This window comes from Kitasatospora sp. NPDC093806 (assembly GCF_040683335.1).
Taxonomy (GTDB): Bacteria; Actinomycetota; Actinomycetes; order Streptomycetales; family Streptomycetaceae; genus Kitasatospora.
On the sequence record NZ_JBFBDO010000011.1, the window covers coordinates 1 to 22,850 of the forward strand.

The 22,850-nt window shown below is 73.4% G+C and carries 20 protein-coding genes and 1 tRNA gene; 15 read left to right on the forward strand and 6 right to left on the reverse strand.

Features of this window, described 5'->3' with window-relative positions:
• The 3 genes from AB0N76_RS09060 to AB0N76_RS09070 all read right to left on the reverse strand — a co-directional run.
• Positions 1–202, reverse strand: a 202-nt coding sequence (locus tag AB0N76_RS09060) for a hypothetical protein (protein ID WP_363554775.1), incomplete at its 3' end; no start/stop codon positions are given.
• Positions 203–516: 314 nt separating this feature from the next.
• Positions 517–2,472 (reverse strand): FAD/NAD(P)-binding protein, encoded by a 1,956-nt coding sequence (locus AB0N76_RS09065; protein WP_363554777.1) that lies wholly within the window; start codon positions 2,470–2,472, stop codon positions 517–519.
• Positions 2,469–3,470 carry an amino acid ABC transporter permease gene (locus AB0N76_RS09070; protein ID WP_363554779.1) on the reverse strand — a complete coding sequence of 334 codons (1,002 nt, stop codon included), beginning with the start codon at positions 3,468–3,470 and terminating at the stop codon, positions 2,469–2,471. Before AB0N76_RS09070 ends, AB0N76_RS09065 begins: the two co-directional genes overlap by 4 nt.
• A gap of 699 nt (positions 3,471–4,169) precedes the next feature.
• On the opposite strand from AB0N76_RS09070, the gene AB0N76_RS09075 reads away from it, so the two are divergent.
• The 7 genes from AB0N76_RS09075 (at position 4,170) to AB0N76_RS09105 (ending at position 11,002) form a co-directional block, all read left to right on the forward strand.
• A complete protein-coding gene (locus tag AB0N76_RS09075) occupies positions 4,170–5,339 on the forward strand; it encodes an LLM class flavin-dependent oxidoreductase (protein ID WP_363554781.1) in 1,170 nt (389 codons plus the stop codon).
• Positions 5,340–5,353: 14 nt separating this feature from the next.
• Positions 5,354–5,824 carry a GNAT family N-acetyltransferase gene (locus AB0N76_RS09080; protein ID WP_363554937.1) on the forward strand — a complete coding sequence of 157 codons (471 nt, stop codon included), beginning with the start codon at positions 5,354–5,356 and terminating at the stop codon, positions 5,822–5,824.
• A gap of 34 nt (positions 5,825–5,858) precedes the next feature.
• The gene (locus AB0N76_RS09085) at positions 5,859–6,809 is read left to right on the forward strand and encodes an ABC transporter substrate-binding protein (protein WP_363554783.1); all 951 of its coding nucleotides are present in this window, start codon (positions 5,859–5,861) and stop codon (positions 6,807–6,809) included.
• A gap of 34 nt (positions 6,810–6,843) precedes the next feature.
• Positions 6,844–7,848 carry an amino acid ABC transporter permease gene (locus tag AB0N76_RS09090; protein WP_363554785.1) on the forward strand — a complete coding sequence of 335 codons (1,005 nt, stop codon included), beginning with the start codon at positions 6,844–6,846 and terminating at the stop codon, positions 7,846–7,848.
• A gap of 50 nt (positions 7,849–7,898) precedes the next feature.
• Entirely contained in the window at positions 7,899–8,651 is a 753-nt protein-coding gene (locus AB0N76_RS09095; RefSeq protein ID WP_363554939.1) for an amino acid ABC transporter ATP-binding protein, read from the forward strand.
• A gap of 49 nt (positions 8,652–8,700) precedes the next feature.
• A complete protein-coding gene (locus AB0N76_RS09100; RefSeq protein ID WP_363554787.1) occupies positions 8,701–9,687 on the forward strand; it encodes an ABC transporter substrate-binding protein in 987 nt (328 codons plus the stop codon).
• Between the two features lie 121 nt (positions 9,688–9,808).
• Entirely contained in the window at positions 9,809–11,002 is a 1,194-nt protein-coding gene (locus AB0N76_RS09105) for a serine/threonine-protein kinase (RefSeq protein ID WP_363554789.1), read from the forward strand.
• On the opposite strand, the gene AB0N76_RS09110 is transcribed toward AB0N76_RS09105, so the two are convergent.
• Positions 10,958–11,659 (reverse strand): MBL fold metallo-hydrolase, encoded by a 702-nt coding sequence (locus tag AB0N76_RS09110; RefSeq protein ID WP_363554791.1) that lies wholly within the window; start codon positions 11,657–11,659, stop codon positions 10,958–10,960. The genes AB0N76_RS09105 and AB0N76_RS09110 overlap by 45 nt on opposite strands.
• 257 nt (positions 11,660–11,916) lie before the next feature.
• Between AB0N76_RS09110 and AB0N76_RS09115 the strand changes: the two genes are divergently transcribed.
• Positions 11,917–12,777: a fumarylacetoacetate hydrolase family protein gene (locus AB0N76_RS09115; protein ID WP_363554793.1), complete on the forward strand. Its 861-nt coding sequence runs from the start codon at positions 11,917–11,919 to the stop codon at positions 12,775–12,777.
• A gap of 59 nt (positions 12,778–12,836) precedes the next feature.
• Here AB0N76_RS09115 and AB0N76_RS09120 read toward each other — a convergent pair whose 3' ends face one another.
• Complete coding sequence (locus tag AB0N76_RS09120) at positions 12,837–13,589, reverse strand: TetR/AcrR family transcriptional regulator (RefSeq protein ID WP_363554795.1); 753 nt, start codon at positions 13,587–13,589, stop codon at positions 12,837–12,839.
• A gap of 236 nt (positions 13,590–13,825) precedes the next feature.
• Here AB0N76_RS09120 and AB0N76_RS09125 point away from each other — a divergent pair, with 236 nt between their 5' ends.
• From AB0N76_RS09125 to AB0N76_RS09145, 5 genes are all read left to right on the forward strand, one after another.
• A complete protein-coding gene (locus AB0N76_RS09125) occupies positions 13,826–14,602 on the forward strand; it encodes a rhomboid-like protein (RefSeq protein ID WP_363554797.1) in 777 nt (258 codons plus the stop codon).
• A gap of 87 nt (positions 14,603–14,689) precedes the next feature.
• Positions 14,690–16,414 carry a DUF885 domain-containing protein gene (locus AB0N76_RS09130; RefSeq protein ID WP_363554799.1) on the forward strand — a complete coding sequence of 575 codons (1,725 nt, stop codon included), beginning with the start codon at positions 14,690–14,692 and terminating at the stop codon, positions 16,412–16,414.
• 219 nt (positions 16,415–16,633) lie between these two features.
• Complete coding sequence (locus AB0N76_RS09135; RefSeq protein WP_363554801.1) at positions 16,634–18,196, forward strand: MFS transporter; 1,563 nt, start codon at positions 16,634–16,636, stop codon at positions 18,194–18,196.
• A gap of 194 nt (positions 18,197–18,390) precedes the next feature.
• The gene (locus tag AB0N76_RS09140; RefSeq protein WP_363554803.1) at positions 18,391–19,362 is read left to right on the forward strand and encodes a serine protease; all 972 of its coding nucleotides are present in this window, start codon (positions 18,391–18,393) and stop codon (positions 19,360–19,362) included.
• 83 nt (positions 19,363–19,445) lie between these two features.
• The gene (locus tag AB0N76_RS09145) at positions 19,446–20,288 is read left to right on the forward strand and encodes an LppX_LprAFG lipoprotein (protein ID WP_363554805.1); all 843 of its coding nucleotides are present in this window, start codon (positions 19,446–19,448) and stop codon (positions 20,286–20,288) included.
• Between the two features lie 135 nt (positions 20,289–20,423).
• On the opposite strand, the gene AB0N76_RS09150 is transcribed toward AB0N76_RS09145, so the two are convergent.
• Positions 20,424–20,495: transfer RNA gene (locus AB0N76_RS09150), tRNA-Arg, on the reverse strand.
• 167 nt (positions 20,496–20,662) lie between these two features.
• On the opposite strand from AB0N76_RS09150, the gene AB0N76_RS09155 reads away from it, so the two are divergent.
• Together AB0N76_RS09155 and argS are read left to right on the forward strand one after the other, a co-directional pair.
• Positions 20,663–21,106, forward strand: coding sequence for a response regulator (locus AB0N76_RS09155; protein WP_363554807.1), 444 nt, complete (start codon positions 20,663–20,665; stop codon positions 21,104–21,106).
• A gap of 73 nt (positions 21,107–21,179) precedes the next feature.
• On the forward strand, positions 21,180–22,841 hold the full coding sequence (gene argS / locus AB0N76_RS09160) for an arginine--tRNA ligase (RefSeq protein ID WP_363554809.1): 1,662 nt from the start codon (positions 21,180–21,182) through the stop codon (positions 22,839–22,841).
• Positions 22,842–22,850: the final 9 nt, after the last annotated feature.

Here is a 22,850-nt window from a genome sequence, read left to right on the forward strand (position 1 = left end):
CGGCGTGGGTGGTGGGCAGGGCGCCGTCCCGGACGAGCGCGGCCAGGGCGGCGGGGCCGTGGAGGAGCACGAGGAAGGTGCCGTCGCGCAGGGCCCGGATGGCCTTGCCGTCACTGCCCGAGGCGTGCAGGGCCAGCGCGGATTCCTGGGCGGCGGCGGGGACCGGGGTGAGGGTGGCGGCGGTGGCCGCGGAGCCGGCCACGTCAGCAGTTGTTCTTGATCGTGGTGATGCCCAGCACCTCGGCGGCGGCGCAGACCACGGCGACGGCACTGGTCTTGAACATTCGGGTACGCACGGTTGAGACCCTTGTCTGATGAGGAAAGGGGAGGGTTGGGTGCGCCGAACGGCCGTGATGCGTCGGGGAGTCGGGCCTGACCCCGGTCCGGGGCGCGGGCCGCGGCGCGGACCGAACGTACGGATCGGATGATCGATCAGGCAAGGTGATCTGATGGAGACTTGAGCCTTACCCGCGAGTAGTCCGGGCGGCGGGGTGGGGCACCCCGCCGCCCGGCGGGTCAGACGGGGACGGAGCGGCCCCGCGGGGTGGATGCGGCGTCCGCCGGGGCCGCGGTAACGGACTCGGGCCCTGCCAGGGCGCGGAGCAGGGCGCGGGCCGCCGCGTCGTTCTGCCGGAAGCCGGGGGAGTCGGTGCGCGGGCGGGCGAAGGCGGCGGCGGCGCGCAGGCTGGTGTGCGGGCCGAGCGCGGTGCGGCGCGGGTGCGGGGCGCCGTCGAGGAGCGGGTCGAGGACGCGGCTGTCGGCGGGGCGGATGGTCAGCAGCCCGGAGCGGTGGGTGTACTCGGGGTCGGTGACCACCTCCTCGACGATCCGTCCGGCCCGGTGCAGCTCGCGCAGCAGTGGGTCCCGGGTGCGGGCCAGCGCGTGCTTGGGCAGGTAGGCCTCGACCAGGGCGGTGGCGGTGACGGAGTGGCCGGGCACGGTGGCGCCGGAGGCCCGCCAGGTGCCGGTGGCCTCGTCCCGTTCGACCCGGACGCCCGCGCCGAGGAAGCGGACCACCCCGGCCTCGGAGAGGGCGAGCAGCTGGCGCAGCCGGAAGCCGGGCGGGCCGGAGGCCAGGTAGCTGAAGTAGCCGAAGAACCACTCGTCGACGTCCCGGGCGACCGACCGGGCGGTGAGCCGGCCGGAGCCGAGCACCCGGGGCAGCTGGACGAAGAGCGACAGGATGCCGAGGAAGGCGCCGAGGTCGGCGCTGTGCGCGGGGTCGGCGCGGCGGTCGGCGTCCTCGGTGATGTAGCGGCGCAGGTGCTCCTGGAGTTCCTCGTCGGTGCCGAGTTCGAGGCCGGCCAGCGGGAAGTCCAGCCGTTCGAAGTCGATCCGGTCGGCCGGGTCGGGGACGGCGCGTTCGATCAGCGCGCGCAGCCCGGGGGCGTACCAGTCGTGCGCGTCGTAGCCGGCCAGGAACTCCGGCCAGGGCAGCGTGGTGCGCCCGGGGTGGGCGTGGAACAGTTCGTGGTAGTGCCCGAAGGCGATGTCCTTGGCCATCAACGGCCAGACGTCGCGCCGCAGTTCGAGCTCCCCGGGCCGGTCGAGCAGGGCGTCGACGGCGGCCGCGTCGAAGTAGCGGGGGAGCGGCGGGCGCGGGCCCTGGAGCCGGTAGCCGGTCTTGGAGTGGTACGGGACGCCGCGCCGCGAGCCGACGTGGACGACCGGCTCGCGGCCGGACGGCCGGTACACCAGGCCGTCGCCGGTCTGCTCGAAGCGGCCGCCGCGGCCCTCGGTGAGCAGTGAGACCAGGTCGACGAAGGCGAGTCCGAAGCCGCGCAGCACGGTGTGCTCGCCGGGCGCGATGCCGTCGAGGTCGGCGTCGGCGGAGTAGGCGGGCGGCAGGTGGAAGCGGCCGTGCCGGGCGGCGAACGCGGCGTCGGCGGCGTAGCCGGGGGCGGGCGCGGAGTCGAGGTGGCCGAGGGTGAGGACGACGTGGTCGGCGGTGAGCACCCGGTCGGTGAGGTGGACCCGCTGCGGGCCGTCGGCCGGGCCCTCGATCCGGTGCGCGGTGTCGCGGTGGACGGTGACCGTGACGTGCGGCGGCAGGTCGGCGACGGCGCGCCGGAACACCCAGTCCAGGTAGGCGCTCTGGGCCCGCCGGGTGGGGAAGTCGGTCGGGTCCAGGTCGCGCAGTTCGGCCCGGACGTCGGGGTCGGCGACCTCCCGGTACGGCGCGAACTCCGCGCGGCGGGCGGCCCATTCGGCGAGCGAGGGGCCGGGGCGGACCGGGCCGTCGATGGTGGAGCGCTCGTCGGTGAACATCGTGACGTCCTCGGCCATCGAGTTCATCCGCAGCAGCGGGGACTGCTCGTGCCGCCAGATCCGGCCCGCGCCGGGCGGGTAGGGGTCGACCAGGTGGATGTGCAACGGCCGGTCGGGGGGCAGCAGTTCGGGGGCGTTGGCGGCGATCCGCTCCAGCACGCCGGTGCCGCGGGGACCGGCGCCGACGATGACCAGGGTGTTCACTTGGCGGTCACCTCCGCGGCGGCGGTGGCGCGCAGTCTGCGGTACGCGGCCCGGGCCCGCTGCAGCGGGGTGGGCGGCAGGCCCTCGCGGGTGGCGCCCTTGGCGTAGTACCGCTCGACGTAGTACTGCCCGATGGACAGCACGGTGGTGATCACGATGTACCAGATGGTGGCGACCATCAGCATCGGGATGACCTGGTAGGTCTGCAGGTAGACCAGCTGGACCGAGTAGAGCAGGTCGGAGACGGCCAGCACGCTGATGATGCTGGTCCCCTTGAGTGCGCCGATCAGCATGTTGCCGGCGGTCGGCACGATCGAGCGCATCGCCTGCGGGACGACGATCCGCCGCAGCACCCGCCACCGGCCCAGGCCGAGCGCGGCGGCGGCCTCCAGCTGGCCGCGGTCGACGGACAGGATGCCGCCGCGCACCACCTCGGCGGCGTACGCGGCCTCCAGCAGGGTGAGGCCGACGACGGCGGTGAGGGTCGGGCCGAACAGGTTGACCGTCCGGACGGTGAGGAACTCCGGGCCGAACGGGATGCCCAGGCCGAGCGTCGGGTAGAGGGCGCCGATGTTGAAGAAGAGCAGCAGCTGCACCAGCGCCGGGGTGGAGCGGAAGATCCAGATGTAGATCCAGCTGAGCGTGCGCAGCACCGGGTTGGCGGACAGCCGCATGGTGGCGAGGAGGGTGCCGAGGACGAAGCCGAGGCCCAGGGTGACGGCGGTCAGCCAGAGCGTCAGGGTGAGGCCGTTCAGCACCGAGGTGGCGGTGAACCAGTCGGCGACCACGTCCCACTGGAAGGCCTTGTTGCGGGCCAGCGAGTTGACCACCATCGCGAAGGCCAGCAGGGCGACGGCGGCGGAGACCCACTGGCCGGGGCGGCGGCGGGGGACGGTCCGGGCGCCGGCGATCGCGGCGTCGGGGGCGGTGTCCGGCGGCGGGCCGGGGGGCTTGGTGAGGGTGGCGGGGGCGGGCAGGACGTCCGGCGGGGTGGCCATGGCGGAGGCTCCAGGCGGGAGGCGCGCGGGGCGGCGCGGGCAGGCGGGCGGGGTACGGCGTGGTCACGTACGGCCGTTGCGGCCGGCCCGCGTCCCTCAACACGGCCGGCCCTGCACTGCACTCCGCTTCGATCGTACGCGTGAGCGATCGGCGGGTGTCAAGGGTGGCGAGGGGGTGGTGCACCGGCGCCCCGGGGCGCTTCGCGGGGCGACAGGAGATCGCAACAGAGCGGTAATGGACGGTGGTTGACGCCGTGCGCGGTTCACTGCTCAACTTGAGGCCATGTACGCCGAGCAGCCCCTGGTCACCCGCGACCACATCGACTTCGGTCGAGTGTGGTCCGCGGCGTGTCGCGGCTGACCCGGCAGCGGGCCGTCCGTCCGGCCCCGTCCTCCCTCGGAGGGCCCTCCCTCGGTGCCCCGTCACGGGCCGGGAGAACCGTCGTGATCTGACGGTTCGTCAACCGCGCGCTGCCGCCGCCCCCTTCTCCGCACCTCCGCGCTGTGCTCCGGCAGTTCCCCCGTCCGCCCCGTGGGTCGTCACGTGCCCGCGCCTCCTCGCACCGAGCTCGGCCCCGCACCGAGCCGCACTGAACCGCGCACCGCACCACGCACCACGGCCCGGGCCCGCCCCGGCCGCCTCCGGTCTGCCCACCCGCAGCCCACCGGACTGCGCACGACCCGAAAGGTTCCGCCACCATGCCCGTCGAATTCCTCGGCATCGCCGCCACCGGCGACGGCTCGGAGAGCGCCGCCCGCACCACCGCCGCCTTCGACCGCGACTACACGCTGCGGCTGGCCCGCGCCCACGAGGACCACGGCTGGGACCGGGTGCTGTTCGCCTACGGCGCCGGCGCCCCCGACCCGGCGCCCGCCGCCGCGTTCCTCGCCTCGCGCCTCGACAAGCTGCAGATCCTGCTCGCCCACCGGCCGAACGTCTCGTACCCGACCTTCGCCGCCAAGACCTTCGCCACCCTCGACCGGATCAGCGAGGGCCGGCTCACCGTCCACTTCATCACCGGCGGCAACGACCACGAGCAGCAGCGCGAGGGCGACTTCCTCACCAAGGACGAGCGCTACGCCCGCACGCGGGAGTACATCGGGATCGTCAAGAAGGCGTGGACCAGCCGGGAGCCCTTCGACCACGAGGGCGAGCACTACCGGTTCAACGACTTCGTCTCGGACGTCTTCCCGGTCCAGCAGCCGCGGCCGGGCGTCTCCTTCGGCGGCTCCTCGGACGCGGCGTACGCGGCCGGCGGCGCCGAGGCGGACGTCTACTGCCTGTGGGGCGAGCCGCTGGCCCGGACCGCCGAGCAGATCGAGCGGGTGAAGGAGGCGGCGAAGGCCGCCGGACGGGCCGACGTGCCGCGGATCCAGGTGGCGTTCCGGCCGATCATCGCGCCCACCGAGGAGCTGGCCTGGGAGAAGGCGCACCGGACGGTCGACGCGATCCGGACCCGCCGGGCCAACGGCGAGCTGGTCCGGCGCGGCCGCCCGCTGGGCGACAGCGCGCCGGAAAACACCGGCTCGCAACGGCTGGTGGAGATCGCCGAGGCGGGCGAGCGCTACGACCGGGCGCTGTGGACCCCGACCGCCGCCGCCACCGGCGGGGCCGGCAACTCCAACGCCCTGGTCGGCACCCCGGAGACGGTCGCCCAGGCGCTGCTCGACTACTACGACCTCGGCGTGGACATCCTCTCCGCGCGCGGCTACCAGCTGCTGGACGACGCCATCGACTTCGGCCGGTACGTCATCCCGCTGGTCCGCGAGGAGGTCGCCAAGCGGGACGCCGAGAAGGCCGCGGCCGCCGCCGAGCAGGCCGACCGGGCCGAGCGCGACCGGCGGCAGCTGATCGCGGTGCAGTCGTGAGCGGAGCGCGGGCCCTGGAGGTCGAGGTCCGCCGGGTCGCCATCGACGACCCGCTCGCCGAGCCGCTGGTGCGCGAGCTCACCGAGGAGTACGTCACCCGCTACGGGCCCGACGCGCACCAGGAGATGACCCGCTACCCGGCCGACAGCTGGACTCCGCCGCACGGCGGTGAGCTGCTGCTCCTGCTGGAGGACGGCGAGCCGGTGGCCGGCGGCGCGTACAAGCGGTACGACGAGCACACCGCCGAGGTGAAGCGGATGTGGACGCACTCGGCGCACCGCCGCCGGGGCCTGGCCACCCGGGTGCTCGCCGAACTGGAGCGCTCCGCCGCCGCCGTCGGCTACCGCCGGATCTACCTCACCACCGGCCCGCGCCAGCCCGAGGCCAAGGGGCTCTACCTGGTCAACGGCTACACCCCGCTGTTCGACGTCACCGCCGATCCGCTGACCATCGGCCCGCTGCCGTTCGAGAAGCAGCTCCCCTGAACTCGTGCAGAAACCCCCGAAAGGCACCTCTCCCGTGAGAACCACCACCGTCCGCCGCCGCCTGCTCGCGAGCACCGCCCTGCTGCCGGTCCTGGCGCTGGCCGCGTGCGGCTCGGACCCGAAGACCCCGTCCGCGCTGGCCCCCGGACAGCAGGCCGTCTCCGCCGCCGCCGAGGACCTCGTCTCCGGCATCAAGAAGTCGGACGCCGCCGCCGCGCTGCTGCCCGCCGAGGTCAAGGCCGCCGGGACGGTGAAGTTCGGTTCCTCGTTCGGCACCCCGCCCTCCGCGTTCTACGCCGACCAGGCCACCAAGAAGGCGGCCGGGATCGACGTCGACTTCTCCGACGCGGTGGCCAAGGTGCTCGGCCTGACCGTGCAGCGCGAGGAGGCCGCGTTCGAGACCATCCTGCCCGCGCTCGGCAGCGGCAAGTACGACGTCGGCACCGGCAACTTCGGGGTCACCACGGCCCGGCTGAAGACCATCGACTTCGTCACCTACATCGACGACGGCCAGGGCTTCGCGGTCAAGAAGGACAACACCACCATCCAGCCGGTCACCGACCTCGTCCAGCTCTGCGGCCTGACCATCGGCACCGGCGCCGGCACCACCTTCGAGACCACGCTGAACGCCAAGAAGAACGTCTGCACCGACGCCGGCAAGCAGCCCTACGAGGTGAAGGCGTTCAGCGAGACCGGCGCCGTCCTGACCGGCCTCCAGCAGGGCCGGATCGACATCACCATGTCGACCATCAACGGCCTGCGCTACCAGGCCTCCCAGGAGGCGGCGGGCATCAGGTTCCTCGGCGAGTTCCACCGCCTGGACGTCGGGTTCGCGTTCAAGAAGGGCTCCCCGCTCACGCCCGCGTTCCAGGCGGCCGTCAACCAGCTGATCAAGGACGGCAGCTACGACCGGATCCTCAAGAAGTGGGGCGTGACCGACTCCGCCATCAAGGAGTCGCAGATCAGCCCGCCCGAGCACACGTGACCCGCTGTCCACGCCCCCTCGGAGGAGTCCCGCCATGACCGTCAGCACCACCGCACCACTCGTGAAACCCGCAGCCACCGTCCTCAAGCCCCCGCTCGACCTCGGCGAGCTGGCCGGACTGCGCACCGTCCGCGCCCGTCACCCCTGGCGGCTGGCCGCCGGCCTCGCCGCCCTCGTCGTACTCGCCCAGTTCGCCCACGGGCTGGCCACCAACCCCGGCTGGGACTGGGCCACCTTCCGGCTCTTCTTCTCCACCGACACCATCCTGCGCGCCGTCGGCCGGACCATCGAACTCACCGCCTACGGCACCGTGCTGGGCTTCCTGCTGGGCGCCGTGGTGGCCGCGCTGCGGCTCTCCCGCAGCGTGGTCCTGCAGTCCATCGCCTGGGCCTACGTCTGGGCGTTCCGGTCGATCCCGCTGATCGTCCAGCTGGTCTTCTGGTTCAACCTGTCCTACCTCTACAAGACCTTCGGCTTCGGCATCCCGTTCGGGCCGACCTTCGGCGACTTCGAGACGGTCGGCGTGCTGGGCGCGCTCGGCGCGGCGGTGCTCGGCCTCGGGCTGCACCAGGCCGCGTTCGCCGCCGAGATCATCCGCGGCGGCATCATCGCCGTCGACCCCGGCCAGCGCGAGGCCGCCGCCGCCCTGGGCGTGCCGCGCTGGCGGCAGGCCTGGCGGATCGTCCTGCCGCAGGCCATGCGCGGCATCCTGCCGGCCGCCGCGAACGAGGTGATCTCGCTGTTCAAGGGCACCTCGGTGGTCTACGTGATGGCCATCGGCGAGCTCTTCTACCAGGTGCAGGTGGTGTACGGCCGGACCGGCCGGGTGGTGCCGATGCTGATGGTCGCCACCGTCTGGTACGTGCTGCTGACGACCGTGCTGTCGATCGGTCAGTACTACGTCGAGCGCTACTTCGCCCGCGGCGCGGACCGCACCCCGCCGCCGACCCCGCTGCAGCGGGCCCGGGACCTCGTCCGGGGCCTGCGCGCCCGCACCCTCGCCGCCACCAAGACCGCATCCCCTGGAGGACGCTCGTGACCACCGCCGTCGAGGAAGCCGCCCAGGGGCCCGCCGCCGGGCCGGCGCCGATGGTGCAGGTCCGCGGCCTGCACAAGAGCTTCGGTCCGCAGGCGGTGCTGCGCGGCGTCGACCTCGACGTCCCGGCCGGCTCGGTGACCGTGGTGCTCGGCCCGTCCGGCTCCGGCAAGTCCACCCTGCTGCGCTCGATCAACCACCTGGAGAAGGTGGACCGGGGCTTCGTCGCGATCGACGGCGAGCTGATCGGCTACCGCCGCTCCGGGGACCGGCTGCACGAGCTCCGGGAGCGCGAGGTGCTGCGCCAGCGCACCGACATCGGGTTCGTCTTCCAGAACTTCAACCTCTTCCCGCACCTGACCGTGCTGGAGAACCTGGTGGAGGCGCCGGTCAGCGCGTTGCGCCGGCCGAAGGCGCAGGCCAGGGCCCGCGCCCTGGAGCTGCTCGACCGGGTCGGCCTGGCCGAGAAGGCGGACGCCTACCCGCGCCAGCTGTCCGGCGGCCAGCAGCAGCGGGTGGCGATCGCCCGGGCGCTGGCGCTGGACCCCAAGGTGCTGCTGTTCGACGAGCCGACCTCGGCGCTCGACCCGGAGCTGGTCGGCGAGGTGCTCGACGTGATCAAGGACCTGGCCCGGGCCGGCACCACGATGATCGTGGTCACCCATGAGATCGGCTTCGCCCGCGAGGTCGCCGACACCGTGGTCTTCATGGACGACGGCGTGGTGGTCGAGCAGGGCCCGCCGCGGGCCGTCCTCGACGAGCCGCGGCACGAACGGACCAAGGCCTTCCTCGCCAAGGTCCTCTGAGCACACCGCTTTCTCCCCTCTCTCTCACCACACCCGCAGGAGTTCCGCCATGTCCGTACCCCGTCGCGCCCTCGTCACCGCCGCCGCGCTCGCCGCCGCCCTCACCCTGGCCGCCTGCGGCAGCTCCTCGGACGCCGCGGCGGAACTCGCCCCCGCCAAGGGCAGCACCGCGCCCAACGGCGCCACGGTGAACCTCACGCCGAACCAGAACCGGGTGAGCACGCCCAAGGTGGACGCGCTCGCGGCCCTGGTGCCGGAGGAGATCAGAAAGCGCGGCACGCTGACCGTGGTCGACTCGATCGGCACCACGCCGCCACTGGACTTCTACGCCAACGACGACAAGACGATCATCGGCGTCGAGCCGGACATCGCCTCGCTGATCGGCAACGTGCTCGGCCTGAAGGTCGAGTTCAACCCGGTCTCCTGGGAGAACATCTTCGTCGGCCTGGACAGCGGCAAGTACGACGTCGGCATCTCCAACATCACCGTCACCGAGGCCCGCAAGGAGAAGTACGACTTCGCCACCTACCGCCTCGACATCCTCGGCTTCGAGGCCAAGAAGGGCGCCGGCTGGAAGGTCACCGGGCCGAAGGACATCGCCGGCAGGACGCTCGCCGTCGCCTCCGGCACCAACCAGGAGAAGCTGCTGCTGGCCTGGAACGAGGAGAACGTCAAGAACGGCCTGAAGCCGGCCGAGATCAAGTACTTCCAGGCCGCCGCCGACTACTATCTCTCGCTCTCCTCCGGCCGGATCGACGCCTATGTCGGCCCCAACCCGGTGGCCGCCTTCCACGCCGTGCAGACCGGCGAGACCGAGGTGATCGGCACCTACTCGGGCGGCGGCGCCGAGGTGCTCGGCAAGATCGCGGCCACCACCAAGAAGGACAACGGCCTGGTCAAGGCGCTGAACGGGGCGATCGACGAGGTCATCAAGAACGGCACCTACGCCCAGGTGCTGAAGCGCTGGGGCCTGGACGCGGAGGCCGTCCAGGCCTCCGAGGTCAACCCGGTGGGCCTGCCCAAGACCAAGCCGTAGCGCCCTCGCGGCGCCGGCTCCGGCGGCCGTCCCGGCCCGTTCACCTCCCTGCCGCCCCCCACCGCTATCGTGACCCGGTCAGCATGAACGGCGTTCGATTCCGGCGGACTTGGGGGCAGGCATGAAGGCGGGCGATGTCGTGGGCGGCCGCTACCGGCTGGACCGGGAGCTCGGCCGGGGCGGGTTCGGCGTGGTCTGGGCCGCCCACGACGAGACCATCGGGCGGCCGGTCGCGCTCAAGGCGCTCTCCGAGGAGAAGGCCGGCGACGAGGACGCGGTCGGCCGGTTCATCCGGGAGGCCAGGACGGTCGGCGGCCTCTCCAATCCGCATATCGTCACCCTGTACGACTACGGCCGGGTGCGGGACGGCGCCCGCTGGACCCACTACCTGGTGATGGAGCTGGTCCAGGGCCGTCCGCTCTCCGCGCTGCTGGCCGCCGGCCGGCCGGAGGTGCCGGTCGCGCTCCGCTGGGTGCGGCAGGTGTGCAAGGCGCTGGACGCCGCGCACCGCAACGGCGTGGTGCACCGGGACATCAAGCCCGAGAACATCATGATCACCGATGACGGCGAGGCCAAGGTGCTGGACTTCGGCATCGCCCGCCTGCTCACCCAGGCCGGCGGCGGGCTCACCTCCACCGGCGTGGTCATCGGCACCCCGCCCTACCTGGCGCCCGAGTGCTGGTCGGGGGAGCAGCTCGACGGCCGGGCCGACCTGTACGCGCTCGGCGTCGTCCTCTACCAGCTGTGCACCGGCAGCCGACCGTTCAACGCCGGCTCGGCGGTCACCATGATGTACGCGCACCTCCACGAGGAGCCGCCGCCGCCCGGCACCCCCGACCCGGCGCTGGACCGGCTGATCCTCCAACTGCTCGCCAAGGACCCGGCCGACCGGCCCGCCGACGCCGCCGAGGTCCGCCGCCGGCTGCGCGACATCAAGGTCGGCACCGACCCGGAGGAGTTGCGGCGCAAGGCCGACGACGCCTGGCGGCGCGGCGCGGCCGGCTCGCCGGAGCGGGCCGTCGAACAGCTGGTCGCGCTGATCCCGCAGTTCGCCCGCGCCTTCGGCCCGGCCGACCCGCGGACCCTGCGGACCTGCCACGACCTGGCGCTCTGGCTGGCCCGCTCGGGCAGTCCGCGGGCCGCCGCCGCACTGCTGCGCGAGCTGCTGCCGACCTTGGACGGCCACCCGCGGGCGCACGCCGACGTCGCGCGCGACCTGGCCCGCTGGGAGCGCGCGAGCGACGGCGCGGAGCCCGACCGGGCCGGGCCGCTACCGCTCGCCGAACTGCTCGGCGGCACGGCGCAGCGCGGCTGAACCGCCCGCCGCGATCGGCTCGCCGTGTCCGAACAGCACGGTCTCGGCGTCGAGTTCGGTCAGCCGGTGGAAGGACGCAAGGGCCAGCGCCGGGTCGGTGTGGAAGACGCCCGGCATGGTCCGGCCGTCGACGTTGGCCGCGAGGTCGCCGGTGAACAGCACGCCGTGCTCGGGCAGGTGCAGCGCGATCGAGCCGTCGGTGTGGCCGGGCACGTGCACCACCACGGCGCCGCCGCCGAAGCCGAGCACCTCGCCGGCCTCGACCTCGCGGTGCACCCGGCACGGCGGGGCCGGCGGCCGCGGCGGCAGGGCGTCCCAGATCTCCTGCTCGAAGGGGCTCAGCACGGGTGGCACGGGCTCCCGCTCGCCGCGGATCACCGGGGCCTCCAGCCGGTGCGCCAGCACCTCGGCGCCCAGCCGCCCGCTCAGTTCGGCGGCCGAGCCGCTGTGGTCCTCGTGGTGGTGGGTGAGCACGATGGCGCGCAGGGCCGCCGGGTCGGCGCCGACGGCGCGGATCGCGGCCTCGATCGCGTCGGCCTGTCCGGCGATGCCGGTGTCGACCAGGGTGAGCGTGCCGTCCGGGTCGCGCCAGAGGTAGGCGGTGCCGAAGGCGAGGGTGACGGCGGTCAGTTCGGGTCGTACGCGGGTGATCTCCATGAGCGGATCCTGCGCCACCGGGCGGCGGTTCGATCGCGTGTTCGCCCGGGGCGTGAAGCGGACCGGGTCCGGCGCCCTGTCAATCGTGCGGACGGCCGGGGCCGGGCCGGTCCGGCGGGGGCGGATCGGGAGGTTCCCGCCGGGTCCGGGGGGCTGGCCCGGCCCGGCGGGCCGTTGATATACCTCACGGACGAGCGCCGGGACCGGTCCGCGACCACCCGGCGCACCGCGACGAACGTGGGGTGGGTGAGGACCGGATGAAGTTCCTTCGCGTCGGCCCGCCGGGCGCCGAGCGCCCGGTCGTGCTGGACCGGGACGGGACCGCGTACGACCTCTCCGGGGTGACCGGGGACATCGACGGCGGCTTCCTCGCCGGGCTGGACCGGAGCGGCCTGGCAGACCTGGCCGGGCTGCTGGCGGCCGGCCGGCTGCCGGTGGCCGAGATCGGCGGACAGCGGGTCGGGCCGCCGGTGGCCCGGCCGGGCAAGGTGGTCGGCATCGGCCTGAACTACCGGGACCACGCGGCCGAGGCGGGCGTCCCGGTGCCGGACGAGCCGGTGGTCTTCCTGAAGCCGAGCTCGACGGTGGTCGGCCCGTACGACGAGGTGCTGGTGCCGCGCGGCGGCGAGAAGACCGACTACGAGGCCGAACTGGCCGTGGTGATCGGCCGCACCGCCCGCTACCTGGACGACCACGCGGCGGCGGCCGCGGTGATCGCCGGGTACACCATCGCCAACGACGTCACCGAGCGGGCCTTCCAGTTCGAGCGCGGCGGCCAGTGGGACAAGGGCAAGTCGGCGGAGACCTTCACCCCGCTCGGGCCCTGGCTGGTCACCGCCGAGGAGGTGGCGGACCCGCAGCGGCTGCCGCTGCGGCTCTGGGTCAACGGCGAGCAGCGGCAGGACGGGTCCACCGAACGGATGATCTTCCCGGTGCTGGAACTGGTCCGCTACCTCAGCTGGTTCATGGTGTTGGAGCCGGGCGACGTGATCGTCACCGGCACCCCGGCCGGGGTCACCCTGGGCCGCCCGGGCACGCCGTTCCTGGCCCCCGGCGACGTGGTCGAGATCGAGATCGAGGGCCTCGGCCGACAGCGGCAGGTCCTCGGCAAGGCCTGAGGCAGCCCGGGGCCCGCCCGGCCCGGCCCCGGCCCCGGCCCCGGGCACGGGGGTCGGGGTCAGGAGGGCGGGGCCGGCACCGTGAGCGCCGCCCGCAGCCGCGCCGTCCGGGGCGAGTCCTGGCCCTCCAGGACGAGCAGCGCGGCCAGCACCTCGGCGGTCTGCCCGTCGTGCAGCGCGGTGGCCGCCGCCATCGCCACGAACTGGTCCACCAGCAGCTCCCGCAGCTCCGCCACCGGCAGCGCCCGGCCCTCGTCGAGCCAGCTCAGCGAGGCCCCCTCGACCACCGCGATCCAGGACCGCACCAGCAGGCTCAGCCGCGGTCCGGGCTGGCGCACCCCGAGGTGGCCCAGCGTCCGCCGCAGCGCCGCCCGCCGGACGTCGTCCACGATCGCCGAGGTGCGCGCCGTCGCCACCACCGAACCGCCGCGCAGCAGCGCCGAGTAGCCGGCGTCGTGCTCGGCGACGAAGTCGAAGTACCGCTCCAGCACGGCGGACAGCTGCTGGGTCGGGGTCCCGCTGACCGGCACCGTGAACCGGGCGGTCAGCCGGTCGGCGGCGCTGCGCAGCGCGGCCTCGTACAGCTGCTGCTTGCCGCCGGCGAAGTAGCGGTACACCAGCGGCCGGGAGGCGCCGGCGGCCTCCGCGACGTCGTCCAGGCCGACCTCCTCGGGAGGCCGGGTGGCGAACAGCTCCAGCGCCACCGCGATCAGCTGCTCGCGCCGCTGCTGCACCGGCAGCCGCCGGTACCCGGCACGGCGCGGCCGTGCCGGTTCGGTCGCGGGCGGGACGGGCGCTGAGCTGGCATCCATGGCGGTCAGCGTAACGGCCGCGGGCCGGATGGGATCCGGCTGTGCGCCGATCTTCCGAACGGGTGTTTGCCGCTCCCCGGGCGGGCACCCGGTCCGTCCCGCGGGCGCCGGGTCCGTCCGGCGGGTGCCCCGGGCGGCGGGCGGGCGCTCCGGACCGCAGGATGGGGACGGACCGCGGGGCGGGGGCCGCGCGAGGGGGGCGGACCGGATCGGATCGATCGAGGAGGCCCCGCCGGATGGCGCAGACGCTGGAACGGCCGCCCCGCGCGCACCGGCTGCGCGGGGCGCCCCGCGCGCTCTGGTCGTGGGTCCGCTCGGCCCCGGGGACGTACCTGTGGCTGCTGGTGCTGGCGGCCACCAGCTTCGTGGTGGCGCGGATGGACCAGCGGACCCTGGACTGGTTCCTGGCCGCCCGGTCGACCAACCTCGACCAGCTGCGCTCGCGCCCGGTGCACGCCCTGATGGCCAGCGCGCTGTGGACCGAGCAGTCCAGCTGGCCGCTCTACCTGGTGCTGTTCACCCTGTTCCACGCCAACGCCGAGCGCTGGCTGGGCACCGCGCGCTGGTTCACCGTGGCGGCGACCGCGCACGTGCTGGCCACCCTGGTGAGCGAGGGGGTGGTCGCCTGGGGGATCGTCCGGGGGAGTCTGCAGCGGAGCATGGCCGACACCGTGGACGTCGGGGTCTCGTACGCGCTGGCCGGGGTGGTCGCGGTGCTCGCCCACCGGTTCGCCGGCCGCTGGCGGTGGCTGTACGGGGGCGGGGTGCTGGTCGTCTACCTGGTGCCGCTGGTCGCCTCGCACACCTTCACGGACCTCGGGCACTTCACCGCGATGCTGATCGGCTTCTGCTTCTTCCCCTTCGCGCGCGGCCGGCCGCGCTGGGACCCGGGCCTGGTCCTGCGCGGACTGCGCGCGCGACTGCGGCCCGGAACGCGGCCCGGAACGCGGCCCGGAGCACCTCCCGCAGCGGGTCCCGGCGCACCTCCCGGAGCCCGCCGGAAGGACGGGTGAAGGAAAACCGGCCGTTCATCCGATTTGGCCGGTCCATGCCACCGGTTAGGGGCTTGCAATCGGGCCGGGTCACGAAATGATGTCCGGATGGTTGAACTGATCAGCTCCGACGGCACCACCCCCCGCCGTATCGCCGACGACTACGTGCGGGACCTCGCCGAGCTCGACCCGCTGACCGCGGTGTACCTGGGCCTCAACCCCGAGGACGACCGCCTCCCCGACCTCTCCCCGGCCGGCGCCGAGGCGATCGCGGACCTCGGCCGCTCCAGCCTGGCCCGGCTCGACGAGGCCGAGGCGGCGCTCGACGCGGCGGAGGCGGCCGGCGCCCCCCGGGACGAGGCCGAACGGCGCTGCGCCCGCCTGCTGCGCGAGCGGCTCACCGCCGAACTCGCCGTCCACGACGCGGGGGAGGGGTTCCGGGCGGTCCAGAACCTGGGCTCGCCGGTCCACAACACGCGGGACGTCTTCACCCTGATGGCCACCGACACCGAGGAGGAGTGGGCGATCCTCGGCCGCCGCCTCGCCCGGGTGCCGGCCGCGCTCACCGGCTACCGCGCGACCCTCGCCGAGGGCATCGAGCGCGGGCTGCTCTCCGGCCCCCGCCAGGTGACCACGGTGGCCGGCCAGTTCGACGAGTGGCTGGCCGGGGACACCCCGGGCGGCTGGTTCGGCGAGCTGGTCAAGGACGCCCCCGAGGCGCTGCGCGCGGAGCTGGCCGGGCACGCCGTCGCCGCCGCGGCGGAGCTCACCGCGCTGCGCGACTGGCTGCGCGAGGTCTACGGCCCGGCCGCCGCCGACGCCCCGGACACCGCCGGCCGGGAGCGCTACGGCCGCTGGGTCCGCTACTGGACCGGCGCCGACCTCGACATCGACGAGGCCTACGCGTGGGCCTGGCAGGAGTTCCACGGCCTGCTCGCCCAGATGCGGATCGAGGCCGAGAAGGTCAAGCCCGGCGCCGACCCGATGGAGGCGATGAAGTGGCTGGAGACCGACGGGCCCGCGCGGTTCGGCGCCGAGGCCGCCCGTGAGTTCCTCCAGGGCCTGATGGACGGCGCGATCGCCGACCTCCAGGGCGTCCACTTCGACCTGGCCGAGCCGATCACCCGGGTCGAGTCGATGCTCGCCCCGGCCGGCAGCGCCGCCGCGCCGTACTACACCGCGCCCTCGCTGGACTTCACCCGCCCGGGCCGGACCTGGCTGCCGACCCTCGGCCGGGAGCGCTTCCCGGAGTGGGACCTGGTCTCGACCTGGTACCACGAGGGCGTCCCCGGCCACCACCTCCAGCTCGCGCAGTGGAACTACGTCGCCGACCAGCTCTCCACCTACCAGGTCAGCCTCGGCGGGGTGAGCGCCAACCTGGAGGGCTGGGCGCTGTACGCCGAGCGCCTGATGGACGAGCTCGGCTACCTCACCGACCCGGGCCACCGGCTCGGCTACCTCAACGCGCAGATGATGCGGGCGCTGCGGGTGATCGTCGACATCGGCATGCACGCCGGCCTGGACTTCCCGGCCGACTCGCCGTACCACCCGGGCGAGCCGGTCGCCCCGGACGCCGCGCGCGAGTTCTTCGGCCTGTACTGCGGGCTCTCCGCCGACTTCCTGGACAGCGAGCTGGTCCGCTACCTGGGCCTGCCCGGCCAGGCGATCGGCTACAAGCTGGGCGAGCGGGCCTGGCTTCGCGGCCGGGCGGCGGCCCGGGCCGCGCACGAGGCGCGCGGCGAGGAGTTCGACCTCAAGGCCTGGCACATGGCGGCGCTCTCGCAGGGCTCGCTCGGCCTGGACGACCTGGTCGCGGAGCTCTCGGCGCTCTAGCCGCGCTCCGGCCGGGCCCCGACGGGCACGGCCGGCCGACCCCTCCCCGCAGGCCCCCGGGCATGGTCCCGGGGGCCTCGGGCGGTGGTCCCGGGCCGTCTGGTTCTTTGGTCCCATTTCAACCGATTTGGTCAGATTTTTCCTTGCCAATCGCGATTTCGCGCGTTTGGCTGGAAGGCGACTGCGTGACCTCTCCGCCCCTTCGGAAAGGCTCCCGACGTGTCTTCCCAAGCTGCCACCGGTCATCAGCCGGCGGACTCCCGCCGCTGGTGGGCCCTGGCGGTCATCGCCATCGCCCAGCTGATGATCGTCCTCGACATCACCATCGTGAACATCGCCCTCCCGTCGGCGCAGAAGGACCTCGGGATATCGGACGCGGACCGGCAGTGGGTGATCACCGCCTACACGCTGGCCTTCGGCGGACTGCTGCTCCTCGGCGGCCGGCTCGGCGACCTCTTCGGCCGTAAACGGGTCTTCACCATCGGCCTGCTCGGCTTCGCCCTCGCCTCCGCGATCGGCGGCGCCGCGAGCGGCCCCGAGATGCTCTTCGGCGCGCGTGCCCTCCAGGGCGCCTTCGGAGCCCTGCTCGCCCCGTCCGCGCTGGGGCTGCTCTCCACCACCTTCTCCGATCCGAAGGAACGGAGCACCGCCTTCGGCATCTTCGGCGCGATCGCCGGCGGCGGCGCCGCGATCGGCCTGATCCTCGGCGGCCTGCTCACCGAGTACCTGAACTGGCGCTGGTGCCTGTTCGTCAACACCCCGATCGCGATCGGGGCCGCCTTCGCGGCCTTCTCGGTGCTGACCCGCGACCACATCGGCAAGGGCACCCGGGTGAAACTCGACCTGCCCGGCGCACTGCTCGGCTGCGGCGGTCTGCTCGCCATCGTGTTCGGCACCTCCGAGGCGGTCACCCGGGGCTGGGGCGACTGGCTGGTGCTGGGCTCGCTGCTGCTCGGCGTGGCCCTGCTGGCGTTGTTCGTGCTGGTGGAGAAGCGCACCCCGCACGCGCTGCTGCCGCTGCACATCGTCGCCGAACGGAACCGGGGCGGCGGCGCGCTCTCGGTCGGCCTGGCCATGGTCGGCATGTTCGGCCTGTTCCTGTTCCTGACCTACTACCTGCAGGTGATCAAGGGGTTCTCGCCGGTGATGTCCGGCGTCTCGTTCCTGCCGATGACCGCCGCCATCGTGATCGCCTCGACCGGCTTCGCGGCCCGGCTGATGACCCGGATCCCATCCCGCAACCTGATCGGGCCGGGGCTGCTGCTCGCCGCCGCCGGGATGGCCTGGCTGACCCAGATGAAGGTCAGCAGCCCGTGGGCCGGCATGGTGCTGCCCGCCGAACTGCTGCTCGGCTTCGGTATGGGCCTGGTGTTCATGCCGTCGATGAGCCTGGCCACCCTCGGCGTCGCGCCGAACGAGGCCGGCGCCGCCTCGGCCACCATCAACTCGGCCCAGCAGGTCGGCGGCTCCTTCGGCACGGCGCTGCTCAACACCATCGCGGCCAGCGCCACCGCGAGCTGGCTGGCCACCCGGATCGCCTCCGATCCAGGGGTGCGGGCCCAGGGCGCGGTGCACGGCTACGTGGTGGCCACCTGGGTGGCGATGGGCATCCTGCTGCTGGCCGCGCTGATCGCCTTCGTGATGATCGACCACCGGCCGGCACCGGGCGAGGCCACCGGCGCGACGGGCGGGGCGACGGACGCGACCGCCGCGACCGCCGCCGCCGAGACCCCCGCCGGAGCGGACGCGCAGACCGCGGCCCAGCGGCAGCGCGCCCCCTGACCCTTCACCCTCCGTCCCGTACCTCCGTACCCCCGTACCCCCGTCCCCGCCTCCGGTCGCCGAAGACCGGGGGCGGGGACGACCGGTTGAATTCTCATCCGGCTCCCAGCCGCGCATCACGGCCCTCCAAGCTCCAGCCGCCATAGTCGGACCGTCCCCGCAGCACCGCCGACCAGGGCAGGAGCCGACCAGGCATGGGCCAGCACCGCCGCCGACGACCCCGACGCCGCCTCCTGGCCCCGACCCTGCTCACCACGACGCTCTCCGTGCTCACCGTGGCCGCGGTCGTCACGGGCACCCACAGCGTGACCTCCCGGGCCACCGCCGCCGACTCCCCGGCCGCCACGCCCACCGCCGCCACGCCCACCCCGGTCCCGCCCGCGGTCGCCGCGCCGCCCCCCGAACCCACGCCCGCGGCCCAGCCCACGCCCGCGTCCGAGCCCGTCCTCACGACCGAACGCACCCCCACACCCACTCCCACCCCCGCCGTCACTCCCGCGTCGGACACCCCGCCGGGCACCACCGCCGTCGCCCCGGCCACCCCCGAGGCGGCCACCGTCGGCGCGCTGTTCACCGGCGCCGTCCAGCCCGGCGACCACTTCTGCACCGCCAGCGTGCTGCACAGCCCCACCGGGAACCTGCTGCTCACCGCCGCCCACTGCCTGGACGACCCGGCCGGCGTCACCTTCGCCCCCGGCTACCGCGACGGCCGCGCCCCGTACGGCACCTGGCGGGTCACCGCCGTGCACACCACCGCCGGCTGGTCCCGGGACGGCGACCAGGACGAGGACTTCGCGATCCTGGAGACCGCCGCCGACGCCGCCGGTCGCCGGATCGAGGACGTGGTCGGCGGCAACACCCTCGGCACCGACGAGCCGTTCGGCACCCCCGTCCGCCTCTACGGCTACCCGGCCGGCCGTGAACAGCCGCTGCTCTGCACCAACACCACCGGCCGGCAGAGCGCCTTCCAACGGGTCGTCGACTGCCCCGACTACCCGGGCGGCACCAGCGGCGGCCCCTGGATCTCCACCACCACCGGCCACGTCATCGGCGCCATCGGCGGCTACCAGGAGGGCGGCGACACCCCCGACATCTCGTACAGCGCCTACTTCGACCACACCATCGCCGCCCTCTACACCGAGGCCGCGGGCACCCCCGCCCACTGACCCGGATACCGGTTCGATTCCCGCGGGCCGTTCGTGCCAAGCTCTTCGCACACAGAGCCACGAAGCCCCGGGGGGAATCCGCCATGCGCCGTGCCACCGTCCTCGTCGCCACCGCGACCGTCGTCGCCCTGACCGCCCTCACCGGCTGCAACGACGACACCGACAAGTCCACCGCCGCCACCTCGGCCGCACCCACCTCCACCTCGGCCGCACCGACGAGCGCGGCACCCACGAGCGCGGCACCCACGAGTGCCACGCCCACGAGCGCCGCACCCACCTCGGCGGCCCCGTCCGCCGCCGGGGACTTCGACCCCGCGCAGGCGCTGGCGACCAAGCGCGCGCCCGGCGCGGCGACCATGACGATCCTCACCGAGGCCGCCGGCCGGAAGGTGCTGACCACCACCGGCCGGGTCAACGTCGACACCGTGTTCACCGGCCGGATGGAGGTCCGCACGGCGGACGACATGCCGGAGGCCCAGGCGGTGCGGATGGAGACCGTCGTGACGGCCGACGGCTACTACTACCGCGACCTGGCCAAGCCGGGCAGCGGCTGGACGAAGGCCCCGCGCTCCGAGGACAACCAGCAGGCCGACTACGCGGGCTACGCCAAGCTCCTGCTGGCGACCGGCCCCGCCGCCCGGGTCGGTATGGAGCAGCAGGACGGCGTCCCGACCTACCACCTGAAGGGGCACCTCGGCATCGACGACGTGGCCGCCATCGACCCGAGCACCCAGCGCAGGATGAAGGCCAAGGGCGTCACCGGCTTCGACTGCGACCAGTGGATCGACAAGCAGGGCCGCACCATCCGCTTCGAGCAGCGGATGGACATGCGGGGCATCCCGGGCCTCAACACGGCCACTTTCAAGGACTTCGGCCCGGTCGAGTCGTTCCCAGCCCCGGTGGAGGGCACCGCCAACGCGGCCTGACCGTACGGCGGCGGCCGGGGGCGGGGGACAACTCCACCGCCCCCGGCCGCCGTTGCGTGGTCCGGAAAACGAATCAGGCCCAGTCCTGCGGTAACTAACCGCTGGGCTGGGCCTGTTCAAGCACTTCTCGCGAAGTGCCCCCGGCAGGATTCGAACCTGCGCACCCGCCTCCGGAGGGCGGTGCTCTATCCCCTGAGCTACGGGGGCCTGCTGTTGTTGTCGTCGCGTTCGCTTCGACGTGGAGAACATTACCAGGCTCCGGACGTGCTCCGTGCACGGGTTTCGGGGCGGGGTGCCGGAGGCGGATCCGCGGGGGCGGGTGGAAGTGCGGAAAGGCCGGACGGGGCGGTGGGGGCGCCGATACCCTCGGTGAGGTGTCGGGAGTGTCCGGGCGGGTCCTCGTGGTGGACGACAGCGAGGTGATCCGCCAGCTGATCAGGGTCAACCTGGAGCTTGAGGGCTTCGAGGTGGTGACCGCCGCCGACGGTGCCGAGTGCCTGGAGGTGGTCCGCCGGGTGAAGCCCGACGTGGTGACGCTGGACGTGATGATGCCGAGGCTGGACGGTCTGCGGACGGCGGCCCGGCTGCGGGCGGCGCCCGGGACGCGGCTGCTGCCGATCGCCATCGTGAGCGCGTGCACGCCGGCCGATCTGGACCTGGGGGAGTCGGTCGGGGTGGACGGCTACCTCGGCAAGCCCTTCGACCCGGCGGACCTGGTGGCCCTGGTGCGCCGCCTGATGACGTTGGGGCGCGTCACCCCGGGCCGACCGGCCGAAGGGTTTCGCCCTCAGCGAACAGAGGGGACCGATCGGGGCTGAGTGCTGTGCAACTGCGTCTCAACCGGCAAACCGAGTGGCGGGCGCCCACCCCACCTCGCCTACGCTTGGCGTCGTGACCCCCGCAGAGCTTTCCCAGGCAGTCCAGGCCGCAGTGAGCGCCGCCGTCGAGGCGGGCGAGCTGACCGTCGCCGTGCCCGAGCACGTGACGATCGAGCGGCCCAAGAACAGGGACCACGGCGACTACGCGACCAACGTGGCCCTCCAGCTCGCGAAGCCGGCCGGCAAGCCGCCGCGCGCCGTGGCGGACGTCCTGGCCTCCCGCCTGCGAGGGATCACCGGGGTCGCGAAGGTCGACATCGCCGGTCCGGGCTTCCTGAACATCACCTTCGACGCCGCCACCCAGGGCGAGCTGGCCCGCACCATCGTCGAGGCCGGGGCGACGTACGGGCACAACGACGCCCACAAGGGTCTGAAGATCAACCTGGAGTTCGTCTCCGCCAACCCCACCGGCCCGATCCACATCGGCGGCGTCCGCTGGGCCGCCGTCGGCGACTCGCTGGCCCGCGTGCTGCGCGCCACCGGTGCCGACGTCACCACCGAGTACTACCTCAACGACGCCGGCGTGCAGATCTCCAAGTTCGCCAAGTCGCTCCAGGCCTCCGCCAACGGCCGGCCGGTGCCGGAGGACGGCTACGTCGGCGAGTACATCGCCGACATCGCCAAGGCGATCACCGAGGGCGTCCCGGGCGTGACCGACCTGCCCGAGGACGAGCAGCTGCAGGTCTTCCGCACCGAGGGCCTCAAGCTCATGGTGGCCGAGATCCAGCGCTCGATGGAGGAGTTCGGCACCCACTTCGACGTCTGGTTCTCGGAGAAGTCGCTGCACGACTCCGGCGCCGTCGAGAAGGCCATCGAGCGGCTGCGCGAGCAGGGCCACGTCTTCGAGCAGGACGGCGCGATCTGGCTGCGCACCACCGACTTCGGCGACGACAAGGACCGGGTCCTGATCAAGGCCGACGGCGAGACCACCTACTTCGCCGCCGACGCCGCCTACTACCTCTCCAAGCGGGACCGCGGCTCCGAGGTCTCGGTCTACATGCTGGGCGCGGACCACCACGGCTACGTCAACCGCCTCAAGGCCATCGCGGCCTGCGCGGGCGACGACATGGACCGCAACATCGAGGTCAAGATCGGCCAGTTCGTGAAGATGATTCGCGACGGCGAAGAGGTCCGCATGTCCAAGCGGGCCGGCAACATCATCACCATCGACGACGTGGTCGACTGGATCGGCGTGGACGCGGCGCGCTACACCCTGGGCCGCACCCCCACCGACTCCACCATCACGCTCGACATCAACGTGCTGACCAGCCAGACCAACGAGAACCCGGTCTACTACGTCCAGTACGCCCACACCCGGATGTGCGGCGTGGCCCGCAAGGCCGCCGAGCTGGGCGTCGACAAGGGCGCGGCCGCCGACTTCAAACCCGAGCTGCTCGCCACCCAGTGGGAGAACGACATCCTCGGCGTCCTCGGCGAGTTCCCGAAGGTGCTGGCCACGGCCGGCGAGCTGCGCGAGCCGCACCGGGTCGCGCGCTACCTGGAGGTCCTCGCGGGCAAGTACCACCGCCTGTACGAGAACTGCATGTTCCTGCCCAAGGGCGACGAGGAGCTCACGGACACGCACCGGGCCCGGCTCTGGCTGGTCGAGGCCACCCGCACGGTCATGGCCAACGGCCTCACGCTCCTGGGCGTGACGGCGCCCGAGCGGATGTAAGTACCACCC

Bases quoted from the DNA above. Each gene is read 5' to 3' on its own strand.
- AB0N76_RS09070 (WP_363554779.1), bottom strand. From the start codon at position 3,470: ATGGCCACCCCGCCGGACGTCCTGCCCGCCCCCGCCACCCTCACCAAG.
- AB0N76_RS09075 (WP_363554781.1), top strand. From the start codon at position 4,170: ATGCCCGTCGAATTCCTCGGCATCGCCGCCACCGGCGACGGCTCGGAG.
- AB0N76_RS09090 (WP_363554785.1), top strand. From the start codon at position 6,844: ATGACCGTCAGCACCACCGCACCACTCGTGAAACCCGCAGCCACCGTC.
- AB0N76_RS09095 (WP_363554939.1), top strand. From the start codon at position 7,899: ATGGTGCAGGTCCGCGGCCTGCACAAGAGCTTCGGTCCGCAGGCGGTG.
- AB0N76_RS09100 (WP_363554787.1), top strand. From the start codon at position 8,701: ATGTCCGTACCCCGTCGCGCCCTCGTCACCGCCGCCGCGCTCGCCGCC.
- AB0N76_RS09105 (WP_363554789.1), top strand. From the start codon at position 9,809: ATGAAGGCGGGCGATGTCGTGGGCGGCCGCTACCGGCTGGACCGGGAG.
- AB0N76_RS09110 (WP_363554791.1), bottom strand. From the start codon at position 11,659: ATGGAGATCACCCGCGTACGACCCGAACTGACCGCCGTCACCCTCGCC.
- AB0N76_RS09115 (WP_363554793.1), top strand. From the start codon at position 11,917: ATGAAGTTCCTTCGCGTCGGCCCGCCGGGCGCCGAGCGCCCGGTCGTG.
- AB0N76_RS09120 (WP_363554795.1), bottom strand. From the start codon at position 13,589: ATGGATGCCAGCTCAGCGCCCGTCCCGCCCGCGACCGAACCGGCACGG.
- AB0N76_RS09125 (WP_363554797.1), top strand. From the start codon at position 13,826: ATGGCGCAGACGCTGGAACGGCCGCCCCGCGCGCACCGGCTGCGCGGG.
- AB0N76_RS09130 (WP_363554799.1), top strand. From the start codon at position 14,690: ATGGTTGAACTGATCAGCTCCGACGGCACCACCCCCCGCCGTATCGCC.
- AB0N76_RS09140 (WP_363554803.1), top strand. From the start codon at position 18,391: ATGGGCCAGCACCGCCGCCGACGACCCCGACGCCGCCTCCTGGCCCCG.
- AB0N76_RS09145 (WP_363554805.1), top strand. From the start codon at position 19,446: ATGCGCCGTGCCACCGTCCTCGTCGCCACCGCGACCGTCGTCGCCCTG.